The 20,071-nt window shown below is 64.1% G+C and carries 12 protein-coding genes and 1 tRNA gene; 9 read left to right on the top strand and 4 right to left on the bottom strand.

What is annotated here, in order from left to right; translation table 11 throughout:
- Window positions 1-60: 60 nt before the first annotated feature.
- From G7Y31_RS09915 to G7Y31_RS09900, 4 genes are all read left to right on the top strand, one after another.
- Window positions 61-822, top strand: a complete 762-nt coding sequence (locus tag G7Y31_RS09915; RefSeq protein ID WP_165009602.1) for an MBL fold metallo-hydrolase — start codon at window positions 61-63, stop codon at window positions 820-822.
- A 10-nt stretch (window positions 823-832) separates the two neighbouring features.
- Window positions 833-1,567 carry a ribonuclease PH gene (rph, locus tag G7Y31_RS09910; RefSeq protein ID WP_165009604.1) on the top strand — a complete coding sequence of 245 codons (735 nt, stop codon included), beginning with the start codon at window positions 833-835 and terminating at the stop codon, window positions 1,565-1,567.
- Window positions 1,567-2,169 carry an RdgB/HAM1 family non-canonical purine NTP pyrophosphatase gene (gene rdgB / locus G7Y31_RS09905; RefSeq protein WP_165009606.1) on the top strand — a complete coding sequence of 201 codons (603 nt, stop codon included), beginning with the start codon at window positions 1,567-1,569 and terminating at the stop codon, window positions 2,167-2,169. The genes rph and rdgB overlap by 1 nt, the downstream gene beginning before the upstream one ends.
- Window positions 2,170-2,356: 187 nt before the next feature.
- Window positions 2,357-3,460, top strand: a complete 1,104-nt coding sequence (locus G7Y31_RS09900; protein ID WP_165009608.1) for a DUF418 domain-containing protein — start codon at window positions 2,357-2,359, stop codon at window positions 3,458-3,460.
- 188 nt (window positions 3,461-3,648) lie between these two features.
- On the opposite strand, the gene G7Y31_RS09895 is transcribed toward G7Y31_RS09900, so the two are convergent.
- The 3 genes from G7Y31_RS09895 to G7Y31_RS09885 all read right to left on the bottom strand — a co-directional run bounded on the left by G7Y31_RS09895 (window position 3,649) and on the right by G7Y31_RS09885 (window position 6,071).
- Window positions 3,649-4,842, bottom strand: a complete 1,194-nt coding sequence (locus tag G7Y31_RS09895) for an HNH endonuclease signature motif containing protein (RefSeq protein ID WP_165009610.1) — start codon at window positions 4,840-4,842, stop codon at window positions 3,649-3,651.
- Window positions 4,843-5,293: 451 nt separating this feature from the next.
- Window positions 5,294-5,650: a DUF3817 domain-containing protein gene (locus G7Y31_RS09890; protein ID WP_165009612.1), complete on the bottom strand. Its 357-nt coding sequence runs from the start codon at window positions 5,648-5,650 to the stop codon at window positions 5,294-5,296.
- A gap of 52 nt (window positions 5,651-5,702) precedes the next feature.
- Window positions 5,703-6,071, bottom strand: coding sequence for a hypothetical protein (locus G7Y31_RS09885; protein WP_196823662.1), 369 nt, complete (start codon window positions 6,069-6,071; stop codon window positions 5,703-5,705).
- A gap of 141 nt (window positions 6,072-6,212) precedes the next feature.
- On the opposite strand from G7Y31_RS09885, the gene G7Y31_RS09880 reads away from it, so the two are divergent.
- The 3 genes from G7Y31_RS09880 to G7Y31_RS09870 all read left to right on the top strand — a co-directional run bounded on the left by G7Y31_RS09880 (window position 6,213) and on the right by G7Y31_RS09870 (window position 8,715).
- A tRNA-Leu gene (locus tag G7Y31_RS09880) sits at window positions 6,213-6,298 on the top strand.
- Window positions 6,299-6,431: 133 nt separating this feature from the next.
- Window positions 6,432-7,709: an alpha/beta fold hydrolase gene (locus G7Y31_RS09875; protein ID WP_165009616.1), complete on the top strand. Its 1,278-nt coding sequence runs from the start codon at window positions 6,432-6,434 to the stop codon at window positions 7,707-7,709.
- A gap of 97 nt (window positions 7,710-7,806) precedes the next feature.
- A complete protein-coding gene (locus tag G7Y31_RS09870) occupies window positions 7,807-8,715 on the top strand; it encodes an SPFH domain-containing protein (RefSeq protein ID WP_165009618.1) in 909 nt (302 codons plus the stop codon).
- Here G7Y31_RS09870 and G7Y31_RS09865 read toward each other — a convergent pair.
- A complete protein-coding gene (locus tag G7Y31_RS09865; RefSeq protein ID WP_413227962.1) occupies window positions 8,695-9,366 on the bottom strand; it encodes an HNH endonuclease family protein in 672 nt (223 codons plus the stop codon). The genes G7Y31_RS09870 and G7Y31_RS09865 overlap by 21 nt on opposite strands.
- 152 nt (window positions 9,367-9,518) lie before the next feature.
- Here G7Y31_RS09865 and G7Y31_RS09860 point away from each other — a divergent pair, with 152 nt between their 5' ends.
- Together G7Y31_RS09860 and G7Y31_RS09855 are read left to right on the top strand one after the other, a co-directional pair.
- A complete protein-coding gene (locus G7Y31_RS09860; protein ID WP_165009622.1) occupies window positions 9,519-18,386 on the top strand; it encodes a type I polyketide synthase in 8,868 nt (2,955 codons plus the stop codon).
- 222 nt (window positions 18,387-18,608) lie between these two features.
- Window positions 18,609-20,015: an Ig-like domain-containing protein gene (locus tag G7Y31_RS09855; protein WP_165009624.1), complete on the top strand. Its 1,407-nt coding sequence runs from the start codon at window positions 18,609-18,611 to the stop codon at window positions 20,013-20,015.
- Window positions 20,016-20,071 lie beyond the last annotated feature (56 nt).

Raw genomic sequence — 20,071 nt, 5'->3', positions numbered from 1 at the left:
ACCCGGGCAAAATTGCGCCCGGGTTAAGCATTTTGCCAGCATTCGTGGAACGATGGGGCCATGAAACTGACTGTCCTCGGTTGCTCCGGAAGCGTGCCTACCCCTGGCAACGCCGCCAGTGGATACCTGGTGTCTTTCGATAATGCTCCGTCTATCGTCATGGACTTAGGGCCTGGGACCCTGGCGCAGCTGCAGCGCCACCAGGACCCGTGCGAGGCCCACGTGCTCTTTAGTCACCTGCACGCGGACCATTGCCTGGATTTCCCCTCCCTGTTGGTGTGGCGGCGTTTCCACCCCACAGCTCCTGCAGCCTCGCGCAATCTGTGCTTTGGCCCGCAGGCCACGCCCCGGCACCTGGGGCGGCTGTCTGCCGATATCCCTGATGCCGTCGACGACATGTCTGACACCTTTGCTTTTAGCGCGTGGCAGCACGGCCGCCGCGAGCTCATTGATGAGGTCTACGTGACGCCGTTTAGCGCCGTGCACCCCATTGAAACCTATGCCCTGCGCATGGAGCACCCGGCAACGGGCAAGGTAATTGCGTATTCAGCGGACTCTGCATATACGGAGGACTTGGTGCCCCTGGCGCAGGGCGCGGACGTGTTTTTGTGCGAAGCGGCGTGGGGAGCTAGCAGCGAGGGCAAAGTTCCCGGCATGCACATGTCTGGCGCGGAGGCCGGGCGGCTGGCCCGGCTGGCAGGGGTGCGCACTTTGGTGTTGGTGCACTTGCAGCCGTGGGGTGATCCGGAGGCAACGGTGGCGGCCGCGCGCGCCGAGTTCGACGGTGAGGTAGTCCTTGGCGTCCCGGACATGGAATTGTAGGGTGGAAGCCATGTCTGATTTCACTCGCGCCGATGGGCGCGCGCTCGATGAACTGCGCCCGGTGCGTATCACCCGCAATTTCACCACCAACCCCGCTGGTTCTGTGCTGGTGGAATTTGGAAACACCCGCGTGATGTGCACGGCGTCCGTGGAGGAGGGGGTGCCGCGGTTTAAGCGGGATTCCGGCGAGGGCTGGCTGACTGCCGAATACGCCATGCTGCCTTCTGCTACTCACGAGCGTATGCCGCGCGAGTCCATGCGTGGCAAGGTGAAGGGCCGTACGCATGAGATTTCCCGTCTGGTGGCTCGCTCCCTGCGTGCTGCGGTGGATTTGGCGGAGCTGGGGGAGAACACTATCCAGCTAGATTGCGATGTGCTGCAGGCCGATGGCGGCACCCGCACCGCCTCTATCACCGGGGCTTATGTGGCGCTTGCCGATGCCGTGGCGTACCTCGAGCGGCAGGGCGTCGTTCCGGGTAAGCCATTGCTAGACCCCATCGCTGCGGTGTCGGTCGGCATTATTGATGGCCACCCGTGCCTGGACCTGCCGTATGAGGAGGACTCCCGAGCAGAGGTGGACCTCAATGTAGTCATGCAGTCTTCCGGCAACTTTGTGGAGGTCCAGGGCACGGGCGAGCACGGCTTGTTCGGCCGCACTGAGCTTGATGCCATGCTGGACCTGGCCCAGAAGGGCTGCGCGGAGCTTATTGCCGCGCAGAAGGCTGCTTTGGGGTGGGAGGCCTAATGCGGCTGCTGGTGGCCTCCAATAATGCCAAGAAGACGTTGGAGCTGGAGCGCATTCTTGCCGATGCCGGCATCAACGGCCTGGAGGTCCTCCCGCTGGCGAGCGTGCCGGAGTACCCGGAGCCGGTGGAAGATGGCCGCACTTTCGCGGATAATGCCTTGATCAAGGCCCGCGCCGGGGCAGCGCACAGCGGTTTGCCCACGGTGGCGGATGATTCTGGCCTGGTGGTCGAGGAGCTCGGCGGCATGCCGGGCGTGCTTTCCGCCCGCTGGTCCGGCACGCATGGGGATGATGCTGCCAACAATCGTTTGCTGCTCGCCCAGATGGCTCATGTGCCGGATTCCCGCCGGGCGGCGTCCTTTGTGTCCGTGTGTGCCCTGGTCACCCCGGATGGACAGGAGTTTGTCACCGAAGGCCGCTGGGAGGGAACGTTGCTGCGCGAGCCAGCTGGCGAGGGTGGTTTTGGCTATGACCCGCTGTTTCAGCCTGAGGGTGAGGCTCGTTCCTCAGCCCAAATGAGCCCCGCGGAAAAGAACGCCGTCTCCCACCGTGGCCGCGCGCTCGCGCAACTGGTCCCGCACTTGGCACAGCTGGTGCGCTAGCCCTGCTCGCCGCGCCCGGCGCTGCTGCTTGCTCGCCGCGCCCGGCGCTGCTGCTTGCTCGCCGCGCCCGGCGCTGCTGCTTGCTCGCCGCGACCCCGTCACCACTGCTGCCGGGTCGCTTACTCTCCCAGGCGACCGGCAGCTAAACCGTATGGTGCTTTAGGCCGGTGGGGCTTAAGATTGCCCAATGCATATTGAAAATCGTATTCATGGCATTGACCTTGCCCGGGGTCTAGCCATTATTGGCATGGTCTACGTCCACCTAGGACGCTACGATTTCCCGGGTTCGCAGATATTCTCCGGTTACGCCTCGGCGCTATTTGCCACCCTGGCGGGGGTCTCGGTGGCACTGATGATGTCGCGTGCAGAAGACCTGCGCCTCGCTCGGTATCGGTTGGTGCTGCGCGGGGTCATCATCATGGCCATCGGGGTGGTGCTTAGCGCAATCCAGATGCCCGTGGTGGTGGTCCTCACGGCCATCGCCTGGATCCTGATGCTGCTGGGGCCAGTCGCCGGCTGGCGGCTGCGCAACCTCTTCCTCCTGGAAGGTGCGCTGGTCTTTGGCGGCCCGGCACTAGTTTTGCTGGTGCACACCCTGGGCTACGGCAGTGACCTCCTCGATGGCACCTACCCGCTGCTGGCATGGTTGGCTTATGGCACAGCGGGTATCATCATCCATCGCACTCTGTTGGATAACCACCGCCGCCAAGCGCTAGTGGCGGTGGTGGGCTTTGCCCTCGTGGCAGGCACTTATCCGTGGCGTTATGACCACACGGTGGACTTGCCTTATGTTTCCTTGATGCCGCACTCGGGTGGCGTGGGGGACGTAGTGTGTTCCATTGCGTGGTCTGCAGCCGTGGTTAGCGTGTGTCTGCTGGTTGCTACCCCGGACTGGTCTAGCCAACTGCTCTACCCCCTGCGCGCCCTGGGGTCGATGGCGCTGAGTATCTATATTGTCCACGTGATTACAGCAGGGTGGCTGCTTGGTGGTGTGGCTCCCGGGCTGGACAGCGCTGGCGAGGAGACTTACAGCGAAGGCCCCATGCCGTGGGAGGATTATCAGTCTGCGGTGGCCGAGGCCAAGGGCTTCGACGAGCTCTACGAGGCCGAAAACCAGTGGTGGGAAAAACACCAGGGCCCCGTTGACCCGGGCGCGATTGATGAGCCCAGCACCAATTGGGCCTTCTGGGCCACCGTACTTGGGGGGATGTTCTTCGCCACTGCCTGGAAGACCAAGTTCCGCCGCGGCCCAGCCGAAGCGGCCATAGCAAAGGTCCTCGCCAAGGCATAACCGCCCCGCCCCTTCCGTCCTGTGGTGCGTTCCTTGCTCACCAGCAGCCGCACGTTTGGCCCCTTCCGCGCGCTTTTGTGGTCGCGGTTGGGGCTGTGTGCTTTCCGATGCCGCCAGCTTCCTACCTTCAGCATTCCTGTCATCTGGCAAGAGGTCGCTTATCTTCCGGTTGGTCAGCTGGCTAGCGGTTAGCTTTCCGGTGGCGGTGTCGCCTGGCGGTGGGCTTCCGGTGGTGTTGCCTGGTGGTGGGCTTGCGGTGGTGGTGTGGCCTGGTGGTGGGTTTCCGGTGGGGAGTCGGTGGGTTGGTAGTTGGTGGGTGTGGCTGATGGCGGTGCTGCTGTGGGCCGGGTTTGTATGGGTGGGGCGCCACCGGGTGCTTGCCACCCAACCCCGGTACCCATGCGCACCATCCGACCCCGGGCTATCGGGATGCCATCTGGTGGGTGGTCCTCATTAGCACCGTTATGATGCGGACACAACGGTGTCAAATTCGACATGTTGGTCTGGCCACCCTGGTTCCAGGGCTGGATGTGGTGGATCTGGCACTTATCAAACGGCAAGTGACAGTCTATCCAGGAGCATTCCGCACCTTCTGCGAGCAGCAATAAGCGTTGCTTAGAGTTAGCGGTACGCGAATAGCGGTACAAGTCCAACGGGCCGTGCTCACGCGATAGCGCTGCGATAAACCCGTAGTCCAGGCACAACCGCTCCAGGAGGTCTTTGCCGGTGAGGATGGCGCCGTTGGAGGCGCGGACGCGGATATCGGCATCGGTGGGGTACCGGCCGGGGTTGTGCATCCGGTCGACGAACTCACAAATCTGATCCAGGTAGATAGGGATGATCGGGATGTAGCGTTGTTTGCCAGCGCCCCCGCCCCTGAAGGCTGCCAGGAAGCTTTCTACTTGGTCTTGAGGGTCTACTACGGCGTGGACGTCCATAATGTCGACAGACTTGCCTGTGGCTTTGAGCGTGGCCAGGCCATTAGCGTGATGGGTGAGTTTTACGCCTTCTTTAACCTCACGTGGCTTAGCTAGTTTCTTCAACTGCTCGCGCGCAACGGCCTCAATTTGTGCGGCAGGCGTTTTGCACAGTTTGACGCGTAGTTTCCATTTGGCGAGTTTGTCACTAACTCGCTTGGTTTTGGACTCGATGAAGTCTAAGGCTTCAGCGGAGTGTCCTTGGGTGCGGGCGGCGGTTAGGGCTTTGTATTGCAGGCCAGTGTAGGTGGTGGGTCCGTAGTAGGTGTTGTACAGCGTGACGTACTTGCGTGCGACAAACGGACACAGCCCATCTGCGGTGAGGTCTTCGACGCTGTGGCCGGCGAATCCGGCTAGGGCGTCGATGACGGGGCCTTGGCCCGCAAGTAGTGTCTCGAAGTTCATGCCACCGAGAATAAACACTTTCGTGTGGCGTTCGCAAGGGTTATCGGAAAATTGTCCGCTCGAGTGTGCAATGAGGGTAAACTTTGGGACGATTTACCGATGGTAATGGGGGCACCCAAACAGGGGTAGCGCACTTATGGCGCGCAATCAGGTTGGCGGTCGCGATGTCGGCGCCGGGTCGTGGAAACGGGTTACGCGTAGACTTCAGGTGATCGGGATGGCGGCCAGGGAGTCGGCGCCAGGTCGCGGAGACGGGTCACGCGTAAGCGCCAGGCGGTGGAAGCGGCCCGGGCATAGGCGCCAGGCGTTGGGGAGCGGGCCGGGTGCGGGCGGCAGAGGAGGGCATCGGCAAGCTGGGGACGGCCGGTGGGATTTGGCGGTCTGGGCGTGGGCGCTAGGCAACGGGGGTCGCGGCAGGAGCCGGACACCGCATGTGGGACGGGGAACAGACCTAGAGGCCGAACTCTGCCTTGACCTGGCGGCGGCGCTTGGCCTCCATCACGAAGGAGAAGAACGGCACTACGCCAGCAAGGGCGGTGAGGATCATCCGGCTAAACGGCCACAGCGCCTTCATACCCAGGTTGAGCACGCTGACCACGTAGGCCATGTAGACCCAGCCGTGGGCAATGGCAATCCACGTAGCCCAGGCCGGAATGTCCATGTTGAGCAGGTACTGGCAGACCATGCGGATGACGAGCGCGATGAGGAAGACACCCGTCACCCACGCCAGTACGGAAAAAATGTTCAAGGCGGTGGAGACACGGGCCTGGCGCTGTGGGTGATGGGTGGCGGGGGTGGGGGTATTCATAGTGAGGCAACCTCCTTGGGGTGTGTGGGGTGGGGCTGGAGGCATCGGCAAGCTAGGGCTGCCGGGGTCGGCGGCGCTGGACATTAGCGGCATTGAACTGCTCAACATCCATCTGCGGGCGTGGGGGGAGGAAATCGGCAGAGATTTCGGTGATCTCCTCGCCGGGTGCGACGTAGTGGAAGTCGCTCTCACCAGCGGAAGCAGCCTGGTTTTCGGCGCTGATGCGCTCATTTTCATAGCGCACAGTCATGCGGTAGGCGTAGACAACAAAGGCGGCAAACAACGGCCACTGGAAGGCGTACCCCAAGTTCTGGAATGTGCCGGAACCGGAGCGGAAGCGCGTCCATTGCCACCAGGCCAGGGACAAAAAGGCGACCACAACGACGGCAATGAGAAGAATGTGCCACCATTTGACCTTGATTTTCTGTCGCGGTGGGCGCGTGGGGGGTTCTTGTCGCGCCGGATTGCCGTTGCTGTTCACGCGCTACAGCTTACCTGGCATGCCATTATGGCGCACGGGGCCAGTATTGCTATGCTAGTTCGTGCTGCTTCAATGCGGCTTGCGCCCGTGGCGGAATTGGCAGACGCGCTAGATTTAGGTTCTAGTGTCCGAAGGACGTGTGAGTTCAAGTCTCACCGGGCGCACCATTAAATCACCCCAAACACCCCAAACACCCAGGTTAAACACCAAAAACTACCACCCCATAACCATCATTCCACGATTAGCCCACGTCATTTCGGTGCCGTTGTGCATGCGGCTTGTGCGGCATAGGATGGGTGCATGTCCACACCTGAAATCCGCCGTTTCGGCCATACATTCAAAGAGCACACCCTGACCGTCCCGTGGGATTACGACAATCCTGAGGGCGGGACTTTTGAGTTGTTCGCCCGCGAAATCATCCCGCCGGGAGGGCAGGACTACCCGGTCATTGTGTACCTGCAGGGCGGCCCGGGTTTTCCAGCGCCGCGCCCCTATGGCACGAACGGGGAGTTTGGCGGCGTGTTGGGGGCCGCGGCCAAGAAGTACCGCTGGATTTTGTTGGACCAGCGTGGCACGGGACGTTCCCACCGCATTGATGGTGCCTCCCCGGAGGAAGATCGGAGTGTGGAGCGTCTGCGCCTGTTGCGCCAGGACAACATTGTCCGCGACGCGGAGGCCCTGCGCGAGCACCTGGGCATTAAGCGTTGGACCCTATTTGGGCAGAGCTTTGGCGGTTTTTGTATTACGGCGTATGTGTCGCTGGCCCCGGAGTCGGTGGAGCACGCCTACCTCACGGGTGGGCTGCCCACGCTGGATAAGCCGGTAGATGAGCTCTACCGCGCCACGTACCGCAAGCTGCTGGCCCGCCAGAATCGTTTCTATGCTGAAATTCCGTGGGCGCGGGCGCGGGTGGAGGAAATCATCCACCACCTGGATAATTCTGAGGAGTTGCTGCCCACCGGCGAGCGCCTGAGTTCCCGGCGTTTCCGTACTATCGGCATTGAGCTGGGGCAGGGTACGGGTTTTGATTCGCTGGCGTACTTGTTGGAGGATCCGTTCCACCCGCACGGCGGCGAAAAGCGCCTGCGTACGGACTTTTTGGCGGGAGTGGGCCAGCGGGTGAGTTTTGCGGACGGCCCGCTGTATGCCGCGATCCATGAGTCGATTTATGGCGGCGTGGGCGGCGCGGGGGCTACCAATTGGTCTGCGCAGCGGGTGCGCGAGGAGTTCCCGGAGTTCGCAGAGGACGGCACTTACCTGACCGGCGAGCACATCTATTCGTGGCAGTTCGAGGAGGATCCTGCCTTGCGTCCCTTTGCTCAAGGCGCGCAGGATTTGGCGCAGTACCACTGGCAGGCGTCGCCGTATGATGCCGCCGTGCTTGCCGATGCCCCCGCCACCGCCGCGGCCGCTGTCTACCTCGACGATATTTACGTCCCCTTTGAAGAATCCATGGCCACTGCGGCTACCTACCGGGACTTGCGCCTGCACGTGACCAATAAGTACCAGCACAACGGCATTGGTGTTGATGGGGCGGGGATTTTCACGGAGCTGCAACTGTTGGTGGATGACCATTAAGCCCGTGTGCGGAATTCCGTGTTAGGTTTGGGTTACCTGTGAAAGGCAGCCCGCTGTGACAAGCTGGTAGTTCGCAGCTATAAGAAGGAGAAGAGAAATGATTGGGTTAATCGTGGGCGTCGTGGTGGCGCTCATTGTCCTGGTGACCATTCTGGACGGCTTTATTATCGTGCGCACCCGGGAGGCGGCGATTATCGAGCGCCTGGGCAAGTTCCAGCGGGTGGCACACGCGGGCCTGAATTTTAAGATGCCCTATATTGACCGCGTCCGCGACAAGATTAGTTTGCAGGTCCGCCAGCTGGATGTGATGGTGGAGACCAAGACTAAGGACAATGTCTTTGTGCAGATTCCCACCGCGGTGCAGTATCAGGTGGTCGAAGGCCGCGAGCGCGAGGCGTATTACATGCTGTCCAACCATGAGCAGCAGATTGTGGCTTATGTGCAGGATAATGTGCGTTCCTCGGTGGCGAATATGAACTTGGATGACTCGTTTTCTTCCAAGGACACCATCGCCCAGAATGTGGCGGAGTCCCTGCGGGACAACATGGCTGAGTACGGCTGGAACTTTGTTAATACCCTGGTCACGGACATTCGTCCGGATGCACGTGTGCGCGAGTCTATGAACTCCATCAACGCCGCGCAGCGAGAGCGCGAGGCTGCGATTGCCCAGGCGGAAGCGGAGAAGATCCGCGTGGTCAAGGAAGCCGAGGGTGCTGCGGAGGCGAAGAAGCTCCAGGGCCGCGGCGTGGCGGAGCAGCGCAAGGAGATTGTGGAGGGCATCGCCCAGCAATTTGCCCTACTACGTGAGGCTGGGGTGGAAGAAAACCCGGAGATCCTCATGCTGATTTCCCAGTACCTGGATGCGATGGTGGATGTGGCGGACCGCTCCCACACCAATGTGATGTATATGCCGTCTAATCCGCAGGGAATGCTGGACCTGTTTGGTGGTATGCGCGATGCGCTCCTGGCTACTAATCGGATTCAGTCAGGACCGACACGTTCCTAGCTGACGCAGCAGGGCGTCGTGCTCAGCCTGGGTTACCCAGAGGGAGTAGGCGGCCTTGACGTCGATAATACGGCGGGCGTAGTCGCACCGGTAAGCCTTGTTCGGGGGCAGCCAGGTGGCGGCATCGCTCGCCTTCTTTTGCATGTTGGCTGGGCCATCGACGGCCAGGAGGTTGCGGGGGTCGTTGGCGAAATTGCGGCGGGTCTGGGCGTCCCAGGATTGGGCGCCTTTTTGCCAGGCATCGGCCAGCGGGACCACGTGGTCAATTTGGACTGCCGCGCTGGTGTCCTTGCCGCGTTGGAAGGCGATGGTCTTGCCGGTGTAGGGGTCTTTTAGGGTGCCGGTGAGCACCACGCAGTTGCGGGTGCGGGGCTTGTAGGTGCGGTTGTCCAGGTCTCGGGTGAGGATGTCGTTGCGGGTATCGCAGCCGTTGTGGCCAAATTCGACGTCGACATCGTCGGACCAGCGCTGCCCAAATTCGGCGCGCGAGTAGCCGGTGTGGGGTGCGCGGCCTTTGATTTCCAGTGTGGCAAGTTGGGCGTGGGCGTAGCTGATGGGGGAGGGTACGGCCACCATGCCGAGCAGGGAGATAATGGTGGTCAGGATGTGAAGGAGTGAGGTGGGAAGGGTGGGGGAAGAAGCGGTGCGCATAGTCTGTTTAGTATAAGTGGCCAGCCCTGGAGCTCCTGGTAGTGGGCACGCCGCGCAAAAGATGATGGTTTCCTCATGATTTTGTGGCATGCTGTTTAACGCGACTTTCGAGTTCCTAAAAATTTGTTGTCTAGTGAGGAGCAGCGCCTACCGTGAACCTGTCTACAACCGCCGATGCCCCCCGTTTGGTCGACCAGCTTGCCAGCGCCCCCTTTGCTCTGGTCTTTTCCGGCCAAGGCTATGCGTGGCTGCCCACGCTGGCCGCACACCTGCCCGCAACAGCGGTGGCCGCGGCGGTCAATAACGCGGTAGGCGGCGCAGCGCAGCTGCTGGCTCCGCTGGCACAGGACTTGGCCCCCTTCTTCCCGCACGGCTTTGACCCGGTGGCGTGGACTCGCCAGCAGCCGGCGGGAATAGACCTTTCTGCTTCTGCGGTGTCTACCCCGGGCATTGTGGTAGCCCAGCTAGCGGTGGTGGAGTCCTTGCGCGCCCAGGGCTTGCCCGTTGATGATGCCGCCGTGGTCCTGGGCCATTCCCAGGGCCAGCTGGCCACGGGGCTGGTGCGCGGGCAGGACCCGGCCCAGGTGGTGGCGGTGGCGCAGCTTATTGGCGCAGCGATTACCCGGGTTAGCCGCGAGCACGCCCTGGTGCGCACCGCTGCAGGGGCTCCCATGGTGGCGGTGCGCGGTGCTAGCCGGGAGGAGCTGGAGGCCGCCGGCGGCCGGGTGGGCCTGCGCAATGGACAGCGCCAATTTGTGTTGGTGGGTACCCCGCAGGAAAACGCCGCGGTGCGCCGCCAGCTGGAGGGCCGCGAGGCGGACCTGGAGTTTAGCCCGCTAGATATTCAGTGTGCCTATCACCACCCGGCGCAGGCCCAGGCCGTAGAGCTGGTGCAGGCCTGGGGGAAGCAGGTGGGCCTGGATGCCGACTTCGTGGCTACCGCTGCCCGTGCCGTCCTCACGGACTTTGTGGACTGGCCCGCCCAGGTGCACACCGCGGTAGAGGCCGGGGTGCGCTGGATCTTGGAGTGTGGTCCCTCCGGCGGGGTGCACGCGCTGACGCGGGCGCAGGTGGAGGGCCGGGGCATCGGCACGCTAGTGGTGTGCGGTGCGCAAGGCCAGGCAGAGCTTTTTGATGCCGGGCGCGCCCCGCAGGCCCCCCGCAGCTGGGAGCACCTGCGGCCACGGCTGCTGCGCAAGCCCGATGGCACCCTGGGGGTGTCTACCCGGTTTACCCAGGTCACGGGCTATTCGCCGGTGATGTTGCCGGGGATGACGCCCACCACGGTAGACCCTGCCATTGTGGCGGCGGCTGCCAATGCCGGCCACTGGGCGGAGCTGGCGGGCGGCGGACAGACCACGCCGGAGATTCTGCAGGCCAACCTGGAGCGCTTAGGCCAACTGCTCGAACCCGGCGTGGAGGCGCAATTCAACGCGATGTACCTGTCGGCCTCCCAGTGGCGCCGCCACATCGAAGGAACACGCGCGGTGCCCAAGGCACGCGCCAACGGCGCCCCCATTAACGGCGTGGTTGTCTCCGCGGGTATTCCGCCCCGGGAAGAAGCTATTGCCCTGGTCCGTCAGCTGCAGGCAGATAACTTCCCATGGGTGGCTTTCAAGCCGGGCACGGTGCGCCAGATCGAGCAGGTCCTCGAGATTGCAGATGCCGTGGATGTGCCCATCATCATGCAGGTCGAAGGCGGCCACGCCGGTGGGCACCACTCCTGGGAGGATCTGGATGAGCTTTTGCTGGAGACCTATGCGCGCATTCGCCAGCGGGAGAATGTGCTGCTGGCGGTAGGTGGGGGTATCGGCACGCCGGAGCGCGGGGCGCACTACCTGCTGGGCACGTGGGCCCAGGCCCATGGGCGCCCGGACATGCCAGTCGACGCCATCATGGTGGGTACGGCAGCGATGGCGGCGGCGGAGTCGACGGCATCGGCAAGTGTGAAGCAAGCCCTGGTGGCCGCCACCGGACGCACGGACAATGGCGGGTGGGCACCGTCGGGCCAGCCCGGCGCGCATGACTGGGACGTGGTCTCCTCCCGCTCGCAGCTGGGTGCGGATATTCATGAGCTGGAAAACTCCTGGTCTCGCGCCGGGCGCCTGCTGGACCAGCTGGCGGGGGACGCGGCGGCGATTAGCCAGCACCGCGAGGAGATTATCGCGGCAATTAACACCACGGCCAAGCCCTATTTTGGGGATGTTGAGTCTATGAGTTACCGCCAGTGGCTGGCGCGTTATGTGGAGCTGTCGTATCGCGGCAGCTGGGTGGATGCCTCCTGGGCCCAGCGTTTTGAGCAGATGGTCCAGCGCACGGAGGCGCGCCTGCACGCGGCCGACCACGGGCAAATAGAGCTGCAGGTGGCTGTGGACACGCAGGACCCGCAGGCTGCGATTGCGGACTTGGAGCGGGTTTATGGCGCGCAGCGGTTGGATGTGGCGGTGCATGTGGCGGATGCCGCGTGGTTTATCACCTTATTGTCTGGCCCGGGCAAGCCGGCGAATTTTGTGCCGGTTATTGATGTCGAGGTGCGCCGTTGGTGGCGCCAGGACTCCCTGTGGCAGGCCCACGATGAGCGTTATGATGCCGATACCGTGAGCATCATTCCTGGCACCATCGCGGTGGCGGGCATTGAGCGCGCTGATGAGCCAGTAGCGCAGTTGCTGGGCCGCTTCGAGGCGGAGGCTGCCGCGCATCTGGAGGGTGAGGAGCTGCGCGTGGATGCCCGCGAGGCAATCGAACGCGCACCCAGCGTGAGCTGGGCTGGCCACCTACAGCCGAACCCGGTGCGCCTGGGCCTGCCCGGTGCGCAGCTGCGTGCCGAGGGGGAGGGGTTTGTCCTTGACGTCCCATTGGATGGGGCGGGGCAGCTGAGCATTCCCATGGCCGCGCCCACTGTGCCGGGGGCGGCCCCGGTGGTTAGCACGGAGGCTGCGGCGCAGGCCATGCGGGAGTTGGCGCGCATTGCTGCCGGTGGGGTGCTGCCGGAGGTTACTGCGGGCCGGGCGCAGTGGCGCGCGGAGCTGACTCCGCAGCTGCTGGCTGCCTATGACAATGTCACTGCAGGCTATGTGCCTGCCGATGCCCCCTCTACCGCCGCCGATGTCCTGGCCGGTACCGCCTGGCCTGCGGTCTTTGCGCTGATCGCCGCTGCAGAGGTTGACGCTGGGCCGCAGGCGGTTGAGGGACTGCTGAATCTGGTTCACTTGGAACACCACGTGGTGGTGCACGCGCCCTTGCCGCAGTCCGCGCAGTTAGAGATCGCCGCGCGGCTAGAGGGGGTGGCGGATACGCCTCTGGGCCGGGTGATTTCCATTGCGGTAGATATTGCCGCCGATGGTAAGGATTTGGCCAGCTTGGAGGAGCGCTTTGCCATTCGGGGCCGCCGCGGGGATGCCCCGCTGCCGGCCGCACAGGAGCGCGAAGTGTTGGCAAAGCCGGCCTCCCACCGGCACCGGGTGGTGCTCAATGCCCCGCAGTCCATGGAGCCTTTTGCCATTGTCACGGGGGACCGCAACCCCATTCACGTCTCTGCAGCTGCGGCGGCGTTGGCCGGTTTGCCCGATGGCGTGATTGTGCACGGCATGTGGACCTCTGCCGTGGCCCAGTTGGCCGCAGCCTTTGACGGGGCGCGGGTGGAGTCGTGGGATGCGACCATGCTGGCCCCCGTGCTGCCCGGGGCGGAATTGACCATTGATGTGGTGCGCACCGGTGTCGCGGGCAACGCGGGGGAGGTGCGCACCGTAACGGCCACGGTAGATGGCGCCCCCGTGCTGGAGGCCACCGCCACGGTGTCCGCGCCGCGGACCTTTTATGGTTTCCCCGGCCAGGGCATCCAAAGCCCGGGCATGGGCATGGAGGCCTTTGCCCATTCCGCAGCGGCGCGCGCGGTATGGGAGCGGGCAGACCGCCACACCCGCAGCGCGCTGGGCTTTAGCATCTTAGACATTGTGCGCACCAACCCGCCCGCAGTGGTGGTCGACGGGGAGGAGTTTGCCCACCCCCAGGGCGCGCTGTATCTGACCCAGTTCACCCAGGTAGCCATGGCTACCTTGGGCTGCGCGCAGATAGCGGAGCTGGCAGAAGCCGGCGTGTGCCAGTCCGGGGCGTATTTTGCCGGACACTCCGTGGGCGAATACAACGCCTTGGCGGCATACGCGCAGGTGCTCTCCCTGGAATCGGTGTTAGAGATTGTCTACCGCCGGGGTTTGACCATGCACCGCCTGGTCGAACGGGATGCGGAAGGCAATTCCAACTACGGCTTGGCAGCCCTGCGCCCCAACAAGATGGGTTTGGGCGCAGCGGAGGTCTTCGACTTCGTGGCAGACCTGGCCGCGCGTACCGGAGAGTTTTTGGAGATTGTTAATTACAACATCGCCGGCGTGCAATACGCCGTGGCGGGCACCCGCGCGGGATTGAACGCGCTGGCAGCAGAGGCGGAGTCCCGCGCGCCGGGCCAGCGGGCGTTTATCCAGATCCCGGGCATTGACGTGCCTTTCCACTCTTCGCACCTGCTTGATGGCGTGCCGGCGTTCCGCGAGCATCTGGACGCGCTGATTCCGGCAGAGATTGACCTTGATGTGCTGGAAGGCCGCTATGTGCCCAACTTGGTGGCCCGCCCGTTTAGCGTGGACCGCGAGTTTGTAGAAAGCATTGCGCAGGTGGTGGACTCGCCGGTGATTGAGCAGATTCTGGCAGATTTCCCCACCGACCGCGTGGCTGTGGGCCGCACTCTGCTTATCGAGCTGCTGGCCTGGCAGTTCGCCTCCCCGGTGCGCTGGATTGAGACTCAGGATCTGCTCCTGAGCAACCAGCCGGACGGCCTGGGCGTGGAGCGCTTTGTAGAGGTTGGCGTGGGGGCATCGCCCACGCTGGCTAACATGCTGGGCCAGACCCTGCGCCTGCCGCAGTACGTCGGGCACCCCATCGAGGTGCTCAATGTGGAGCGCGACCGTGTCCGGGTCTTTGCCGAGGACGCCGTGGAGGCCCCGCTTGCCGACGCCCCACTTGCCGATGCCGCCAGCACCGCGCCCGACTCAGCCAGCGCCCCTGAGCCCGCCGCTGCGTCCGAGCCCCCGGTGGCCCCCACCGCAGATCCGGCTCCCGCTGCGGCCCCTGCGCCCGACAACACTCCCGCCCCTGCGGCGGCAGCGGGGTCCACCCCGGCAGACTTGGCGCTAAGCGCCGCAGATGCCACCCGTATGCTCGTCGCCGTGTGGACCAAGGTCCGCCCGGACCAAATGGGCGCTACCGACTCCATCGAGGCCCTGGTAGAGGGCGTATCCTCCCGCCGCAACCAGCTGCTGCTGGACCTCGGAACTGAGTTTGGGCTTGGCGCCATTGACGGCGCTGCCGATGCCGCCTTGGATGATCTGGCCGCCACCGTTAGCGCCCAGGCCAAGGGGTACCGCGCCTTTGGCCCGGTGCTGAGCGAGCAGGTAGCTCAAACCCTGCACCGCCTGACCGGCCCGGCGGGCAAGAAGCCAGCCTATGTAGCCCAGCGCATTACCGAGACCTGGGGCCTGGGCCCGGGCTGGGTGGATCGTGTCACTGCGGAGCTGGTGCTGGGCACCCGCGAGGGAGCCTCCCTGCGCGGCGGGGATTTGGCTACGTTGGCCACGGGGGCATCGTCAGCAACGGAGCTTGATGAGCTTATCGATGCCGCCGTCACCGCCGCCGGGCAGCGCGCCGGGGTAGACATTGCGCGCCCCGCACAAGCGGCAGCCGCAGCCGTGGTGGACTCCGCAGCCCTGGGCGAGTTTGCAGGCCAGCTCACCGGAGCCTTGGCCACCACCGCGCGAACCTTGCTGCGCGAACTGGGCGTGGACACCCCGCAGGCCGCGGACGATGCCGTCACCGATACCGCCCTGGCCGAGCTGGTGAGCCGCGAACTCGGCGCAGACTGGGCGCAGCAGGTGGCACCCGTGTTTGATGCGCGCCGGGCGGTGTTGCTGGACGATAGGTGGGCATCGGCACGCGAGGACGTAGTCCGGGTGGCCACGGGGGCGCTGGAGAGCACGGACGTTCTGGGCGCCGGGGAGGCTGTGGCCCAACTGGCGGAGTTCTATGGCTTAGACGACCTGGCGCGGGATGCCCGCACGCCGCGCGAGAACCTGACGCGCCACGGCCAAGTAGCGGTGGTCACAGGTGGTTCGCCGCGCTCGATTGCCTTTGAGGTTATCGGCGAGCTCTTGGCCGAGGGCGCGACCGTTATCGCCACGACCTCCCGCCTGGACCACGCGCGCCTGGAGGCCTACAAGGAGCTCTATCGCACGCGCGCTGCTGGCGCTGGCGCTTTGTGGGTAGTCCCGGCGAACCTGTCGAGTTTTGCCGATGTCGAGGCCCTAGTGTCTTGGATTGGCACCCAAGATACCGCCACCGTGGGTGGGAAGTCCGTGCTGCTCAAACCGGCGCTGGTCCCGGATTTGCTCTTCCCCTTTGCCGCCCCGCGGGTAGCTGGCACGCTGGCCGATGCCGGCGCGGGCGCGGAGCTGCAGATGCGCCTGCTGTTGTGGTCGGTAGAAAAGCTCATTGCGGGCCTGTCTGCCCTGGGGGCGGATACCCACGTGGGCCACCGCCTGCACGTGGTGCTGCCGGGCTCGCCCAACCGTGGCCGCTTTGGTGGCGATGGCGCCTACGGTGAGTCTAAGGCCGCTCTGGATGCCCTGGTTACCCGCTGGAATGCTGAGCCGGTGTGGGCGCAGCGCACCTCCCTGGCGCACGCGCACATTGGTTGGGTGCGTGGCACCGGCCTGATGGGTGGCAATGACCCGATGGTGGAGCTGGTGGAGGCCAAGGGTGTGCAGACCTTCTTCACCCAGGAGATGGCTACGTACCTGGTGGACCAGGCCGCGGGGGAGGACACTCGCGCTGCTGCGGCCAGCGAGCCGGTCATCCTGGACTTTACTGGTGGGCTGGGGCAGGCTGAACTGAACCTGCCGGAGCTTGCCCGCCAGGCTGCCGAGACTAGCCAGGCTGCCCACTCTGCCGAGTCTGCCCAATCTGCCGAGTCTGCCGATGCCCCCAAGACCGCCGCCCTGCCCAGCCCGCGCCAGCCCTTGGCGTGGACCACCCCGGACTTTAGTGGGGTTACCCAGTCCTTGGAGGACATGGTGGTTATTGTTGGCGCTGGCGAATTGGGGCCACTGGGCTCCTCGCGCACCCGCTACGAGGTCGAGCTGGGAGGGGATCTCAGCGCCGCCGGGGTGGTGGAGTTGGCCTGGACCACGGGCCTAATTGAGTGGGATGGTGCTACCCGCACCTGGCGCACCGTCGCTGACCAGGAGCCTCTTGCCGAAGAAGACATCTATGAGCGTTTCCACGACCAGGTCCTCGCGGGGTTGGGCGTGCGCCGCTACCACGATGACTTTGGCCCGCACATGCCCATGGTGGACAACCTGGCCCCGGAGCTAACCACCATCTACTTGGAGCGCGATTTGACGTTTGCGGTCCAAGACGAGGCTACCGCGCAGTCCTTCGTGGACTCGGTCGAGGGCACCACCGCCACTTTTGATGGCCAGGAGTGGCAGGTAACCCGCCCGGCGGGTTCCCCGGTGCGCGTGCCGCGGCGCGTGGCCATGTCACGCTTTGTGGGTGGGCAGATTCCGCAGGGCTTTGACCCGGCGGTCTATGGCATCCCGGCGGACATGATTGACAACCTGGATCGCGTGGCGCTGTGGAACATTGTGTGTACGGTAGACGCTTTCCTCTCTGCCGGCTTTAGCCCCGCGGAGCTGCTGGCGCATGTCCACCCGGCGCGGGTGTCCTCGACTCAGGGCACCGGCATGGGCGGGATGGCCTCCCTTCGTTCGCTCTATGTGGATAAGCTGCTGGCCCAGGCGCGCCCGAATGACATTTTGCAAGAGGCCCTGCCCAATGTGGTGGCTGCGCATGTCATGCAGTCCTATGTGGGTGGCTATGGCCAAATGGTCCACCCGGTAGCAGCGTGTGCGACCGCGGCGGTGTCTGTGGAAGAAGCCATGGATAAGCTGCGCTTGCACAAGGCGGACTTTGTCGTTGCTGGTGGTATTGATGATCTGTCTATTGAGGGCATCACCGGCTTCGGCGATATGGCGGCCACGGCTGATTCTGCGGAGATGGAAGCCAAGGGCATTGAGCATAAGTACTTCTCCCGGGCCAATGATCGCCGCCGTGGCGGGTTCATTGAGTCCGAGGGTGGCGGTACCTTGCTGCTGGCCCGCGGCAGCCTGGCCGTCGAGCTGGGCCTGCCCGTGCTGGGTGTGGTGGGCTTTGCGGAGTCCTTTGCTGATGGCGCGCATACCTCCATCCCGGCCCCTGGCTTGGGCGCGTTGTCCGCTGCCCGCGGTGGCGTGCACTCCCAGTTGGCCGCTAGCTTGGCGCGCCTGGGTGTCAGTCCGGATGAGGTGGCGATTGTCTCCAAGCATGACACCTCGACCAATGCCAACGATCCCAATGAGTCGGATCTGCATGAGCGCATTGCTGCCGCCCTGGGGCGCAGCGCGGGCAACCCGCTGTTTGTGATTTCGCAAAAGACTCTCACCGGCCACGCCAAGGGTGGCGCCGCGGCCTTCCAGCTGGTGGGGCTGACACAGGTGCTGCGCGAGGGCATCATTCCGCCCAACCGTAGCCTGGACTGCGTGGACCCGGTGCTGCGCCAGCACCCGCACCTGACCTGGTTGCGCCAGCCTTTGGACCTGCGGGACGGCGACCACGCCCCGAAGGCTGGCCTGGTTACCTCCTTGGGCTTTGGCCACGTTTCCGCCCTGGTGGCTGTGGTCCACCCGGGTGCCTTCCTGGCTGCAGTATCTGCACAGCTTTCCGATGCCGCCGCTAGCAGCTGGCTCCAGCGGTCCCAGGCACGGGAGGCAGCGGGACTGCGCCGTATTGATGCTGCCATGCATGGCGGGGCAGCGCTCTACGAGCGCCCGGTGGATCGCAACTTGGGCGCCACCGGTTCGGCAGCGAAGGAGGTAGAGGCCGCGGTGCTGCTAAGCGATAGTGCTCGCCTGCGTGATGGCCGCCTGCAGGCAGACTAAACTGGCGCGTCCGCAGCCAGACGCGCCCCGCCCGGTTGGCGTGTGGCGTTCGGTGTTGCGCGCGCCCCGCCTGGTGCTGGCTGTGCCTCGCCCGGATGCCTGCGCGTTCGCGGCTTGTTGGGTGCCCCCGGTGCGGTGGGGAAGCTGGCAGAACTGTTGTAGAATGCTGTGTATTTGTGAAATAGTCGTGCTGCGTGTGCACTCAACTTTAAGGACACTCTGATGAAGAAGGCACTGAAGAAGAAGCCGCTGAAGAAGTCACAAGGCTCCCTCAAGCCTTGCGCGTTGGTGGTCGCCGCAGCTGTGGCGGTGACTCCGCTAGTGGTGGTACATGGGCACAGCCCTGTGGCATCGGCGCAAAGTACGTGTCCCACTGCAACTTCGCAACTGCGCGCGGAAGATCTTCTGAAGAAAGCCACCATTGACGGCAAGGACAATCCCACGGTGACCACCGGCGGGGAGGCCTTCCCTCTCAAACTGGAGTGGGATGCCCAGGGCCAGCACCTGGCTGAGGGTTCTTTCTTCGAGCTTAAGCTTCCCCAGGACGTCTTCGATACTTCGAAGGCAGACGCTAAGCCCTTCGAGGTTAAGGATTCCAAGGATGCCGTGGTGGGCTGTGGCACCCTCAGCAACACTGGCGAGCTCAAGGTGGTATTCACCAAGGCTGCCGCGAACTTGGCTGTGCCCACCGGCACCGTAGAGATTCGCGTAGCGTTCACACCCACCGCTGCCCCTAGTGCAGAGTCCAAGGATGAGCGTAAAAGGGTCTCGTTCACCCCGACTGTGAACCTCGAGCTGAACATCAAGGCCGCCAGCCCGACCACCACCCAGCCCTCCGCCACTGCGGAGCCCACGGCTACTTCGGAGCCCGCCGCATCCGCAGAGGCTACCGCCACCGCGACCACGGAGCCGACCTCTACCGCAGCGGCTACCGAATCTGCGCAGCCGACCTCCACCGCCTCCGCCGATGCCACGGCTACTTCCGAGCCCGCCGCATCTACTAAGTCTGTAGAGCAGACCACTGCACAATCCGCTCCTGTAGATGCAGAACCGACCGCAACTGAGGCGTTAAGCACTGAATCGGCAGCTACGGAATCGCGAGCCACTTCGCAGCTGAGCACGGAGGCATCGACCACCGAGTCCGCGGAGCCGTCTACGCCTGCATCCTCGGAGCCGACCACCACCGAGTCCGTGGCACCTACTACCACCGCTGAGAATTTGTCCAACATCCCGGATTGGGCATGGCTGCTTCCGTTGCTGCCGGCGTTGGTTCCAGTCGCTGACTTCTACGCCAAGGGCGGTCCTGCTGCGGTCTCTACTACTGCTTCCACAACGGCAACGTCTAGAACCTCCGCGCGTCCGACCTCCGCGGTGAAGGGGACTTCTTCGGCACGCCCCACCGCTTCTGCTGAGCTGGTTAAACGTGGCGGCGGCGCCGCAAAGACCACGTCCAAGTCTTCTAAGACCAAGGCAAAGAGCACCAAGTCCACCAAAGCCAAGTCCACGAAGTCCAAGAAGCGTGACAAGCTGGCAGATACCGGCGCATCTGTCAAGGGCCTACTGGTCATGGCACTGCTGCTCATTCTGGCAGGCGCGGGTCTGCTCACGCTGCGTCGCCGCGAGAGCTAAATTCGCTGACCTAGCCCAAAGGGCGGCCCGTTCCCGATAATCCTGCGCCGCCATCA

It is taken from the genome of Corynebacterium lizhenjunii (genome assembly GCF_011038655.2).
Taxonomy (GTDB): Bacteria; Actinomycetota; Actinomycetes; order Mycobacteriales; family Mycobacteriaceae; genus Corynebacterium; species Corynebacterium lizhenjunii.
Note: the sequence above shows the minus strand (reverse complement) of the source record. Positions and strands in the feature narration are given on the sequence as shown.

Bases quoted from the DNA above. Each gene is read 5' to 3' on its own strand.
- G7Y31_RS09915 (WP_165009602.1), top strand. From the start codon at position 61: ATGAAACTGACTGTCCTCGGTTGCTCCGGAAGCGTGCCTACCCCTGGC.
- rph (WP_165009604.1), top strand. From the start codon at position 833: ATGTCTGATTTCACTCGCGCCGATGGGCGCGCGCTCGATGAACTGCGC.
- rdgB (WP_165009606.1), top strand. From the start codon at position 1,567: ATGCGGCTGCTGGTGGCCTCCAATAATGCCAAGAAGACGTTGGAGCTG.
- G7Y31_RS09900 (WP_165009608.1), top strand. From the start codon at position 2,357: ATGCATATTGAAAATCGTATTCATGGCATTGACCTTGCCCGGGGTCTA.
- G7Y31_RS09895 (WP_165009610.1), bottom strand. From the start codon at position 4,842: ATGAACTTCGAGACACTACTTGCGGGCCAAGGCCCCGTCATCGACGCC.
- G7Y31_RS09890 (WP_165009612.1), bottom strand. From the start codon at position 5,650: ATGAATACCCCCACCCCCGCCACCCATCACCCACAGCGCCAGGCCCGT.
- G7Y31_RS09875 (WP_165009616.1), top strand. From the start codon at position 6,432: ATGTCCACACCTGAAATCCGCCGTTTCGGCCATACATTCAAAGAGCAC.
- G7Y31_RS09870 (WP_165009618.1), top strand. From the start codon at position 7,807: ATGATTGGGTTAATCGTGGGCGTCGTGGTGGCGCTCATTGTCCTGGTG.
- G7Y31_RS09865 (WP_413227962.1), bottom strand. From the start codon at position 9,366: ATGCGCACCGCTTCTTCCCCCACCCTTCCCACCTCACTCCTTCACATC.
- G7Y31_RS09855 (WP_165009624.1), top strand. From the start codon at position 18,609: ATGAAGAAGGCACTGAAGAAGAAGCCGCTGAAGAAGTCACAAGGCTCC.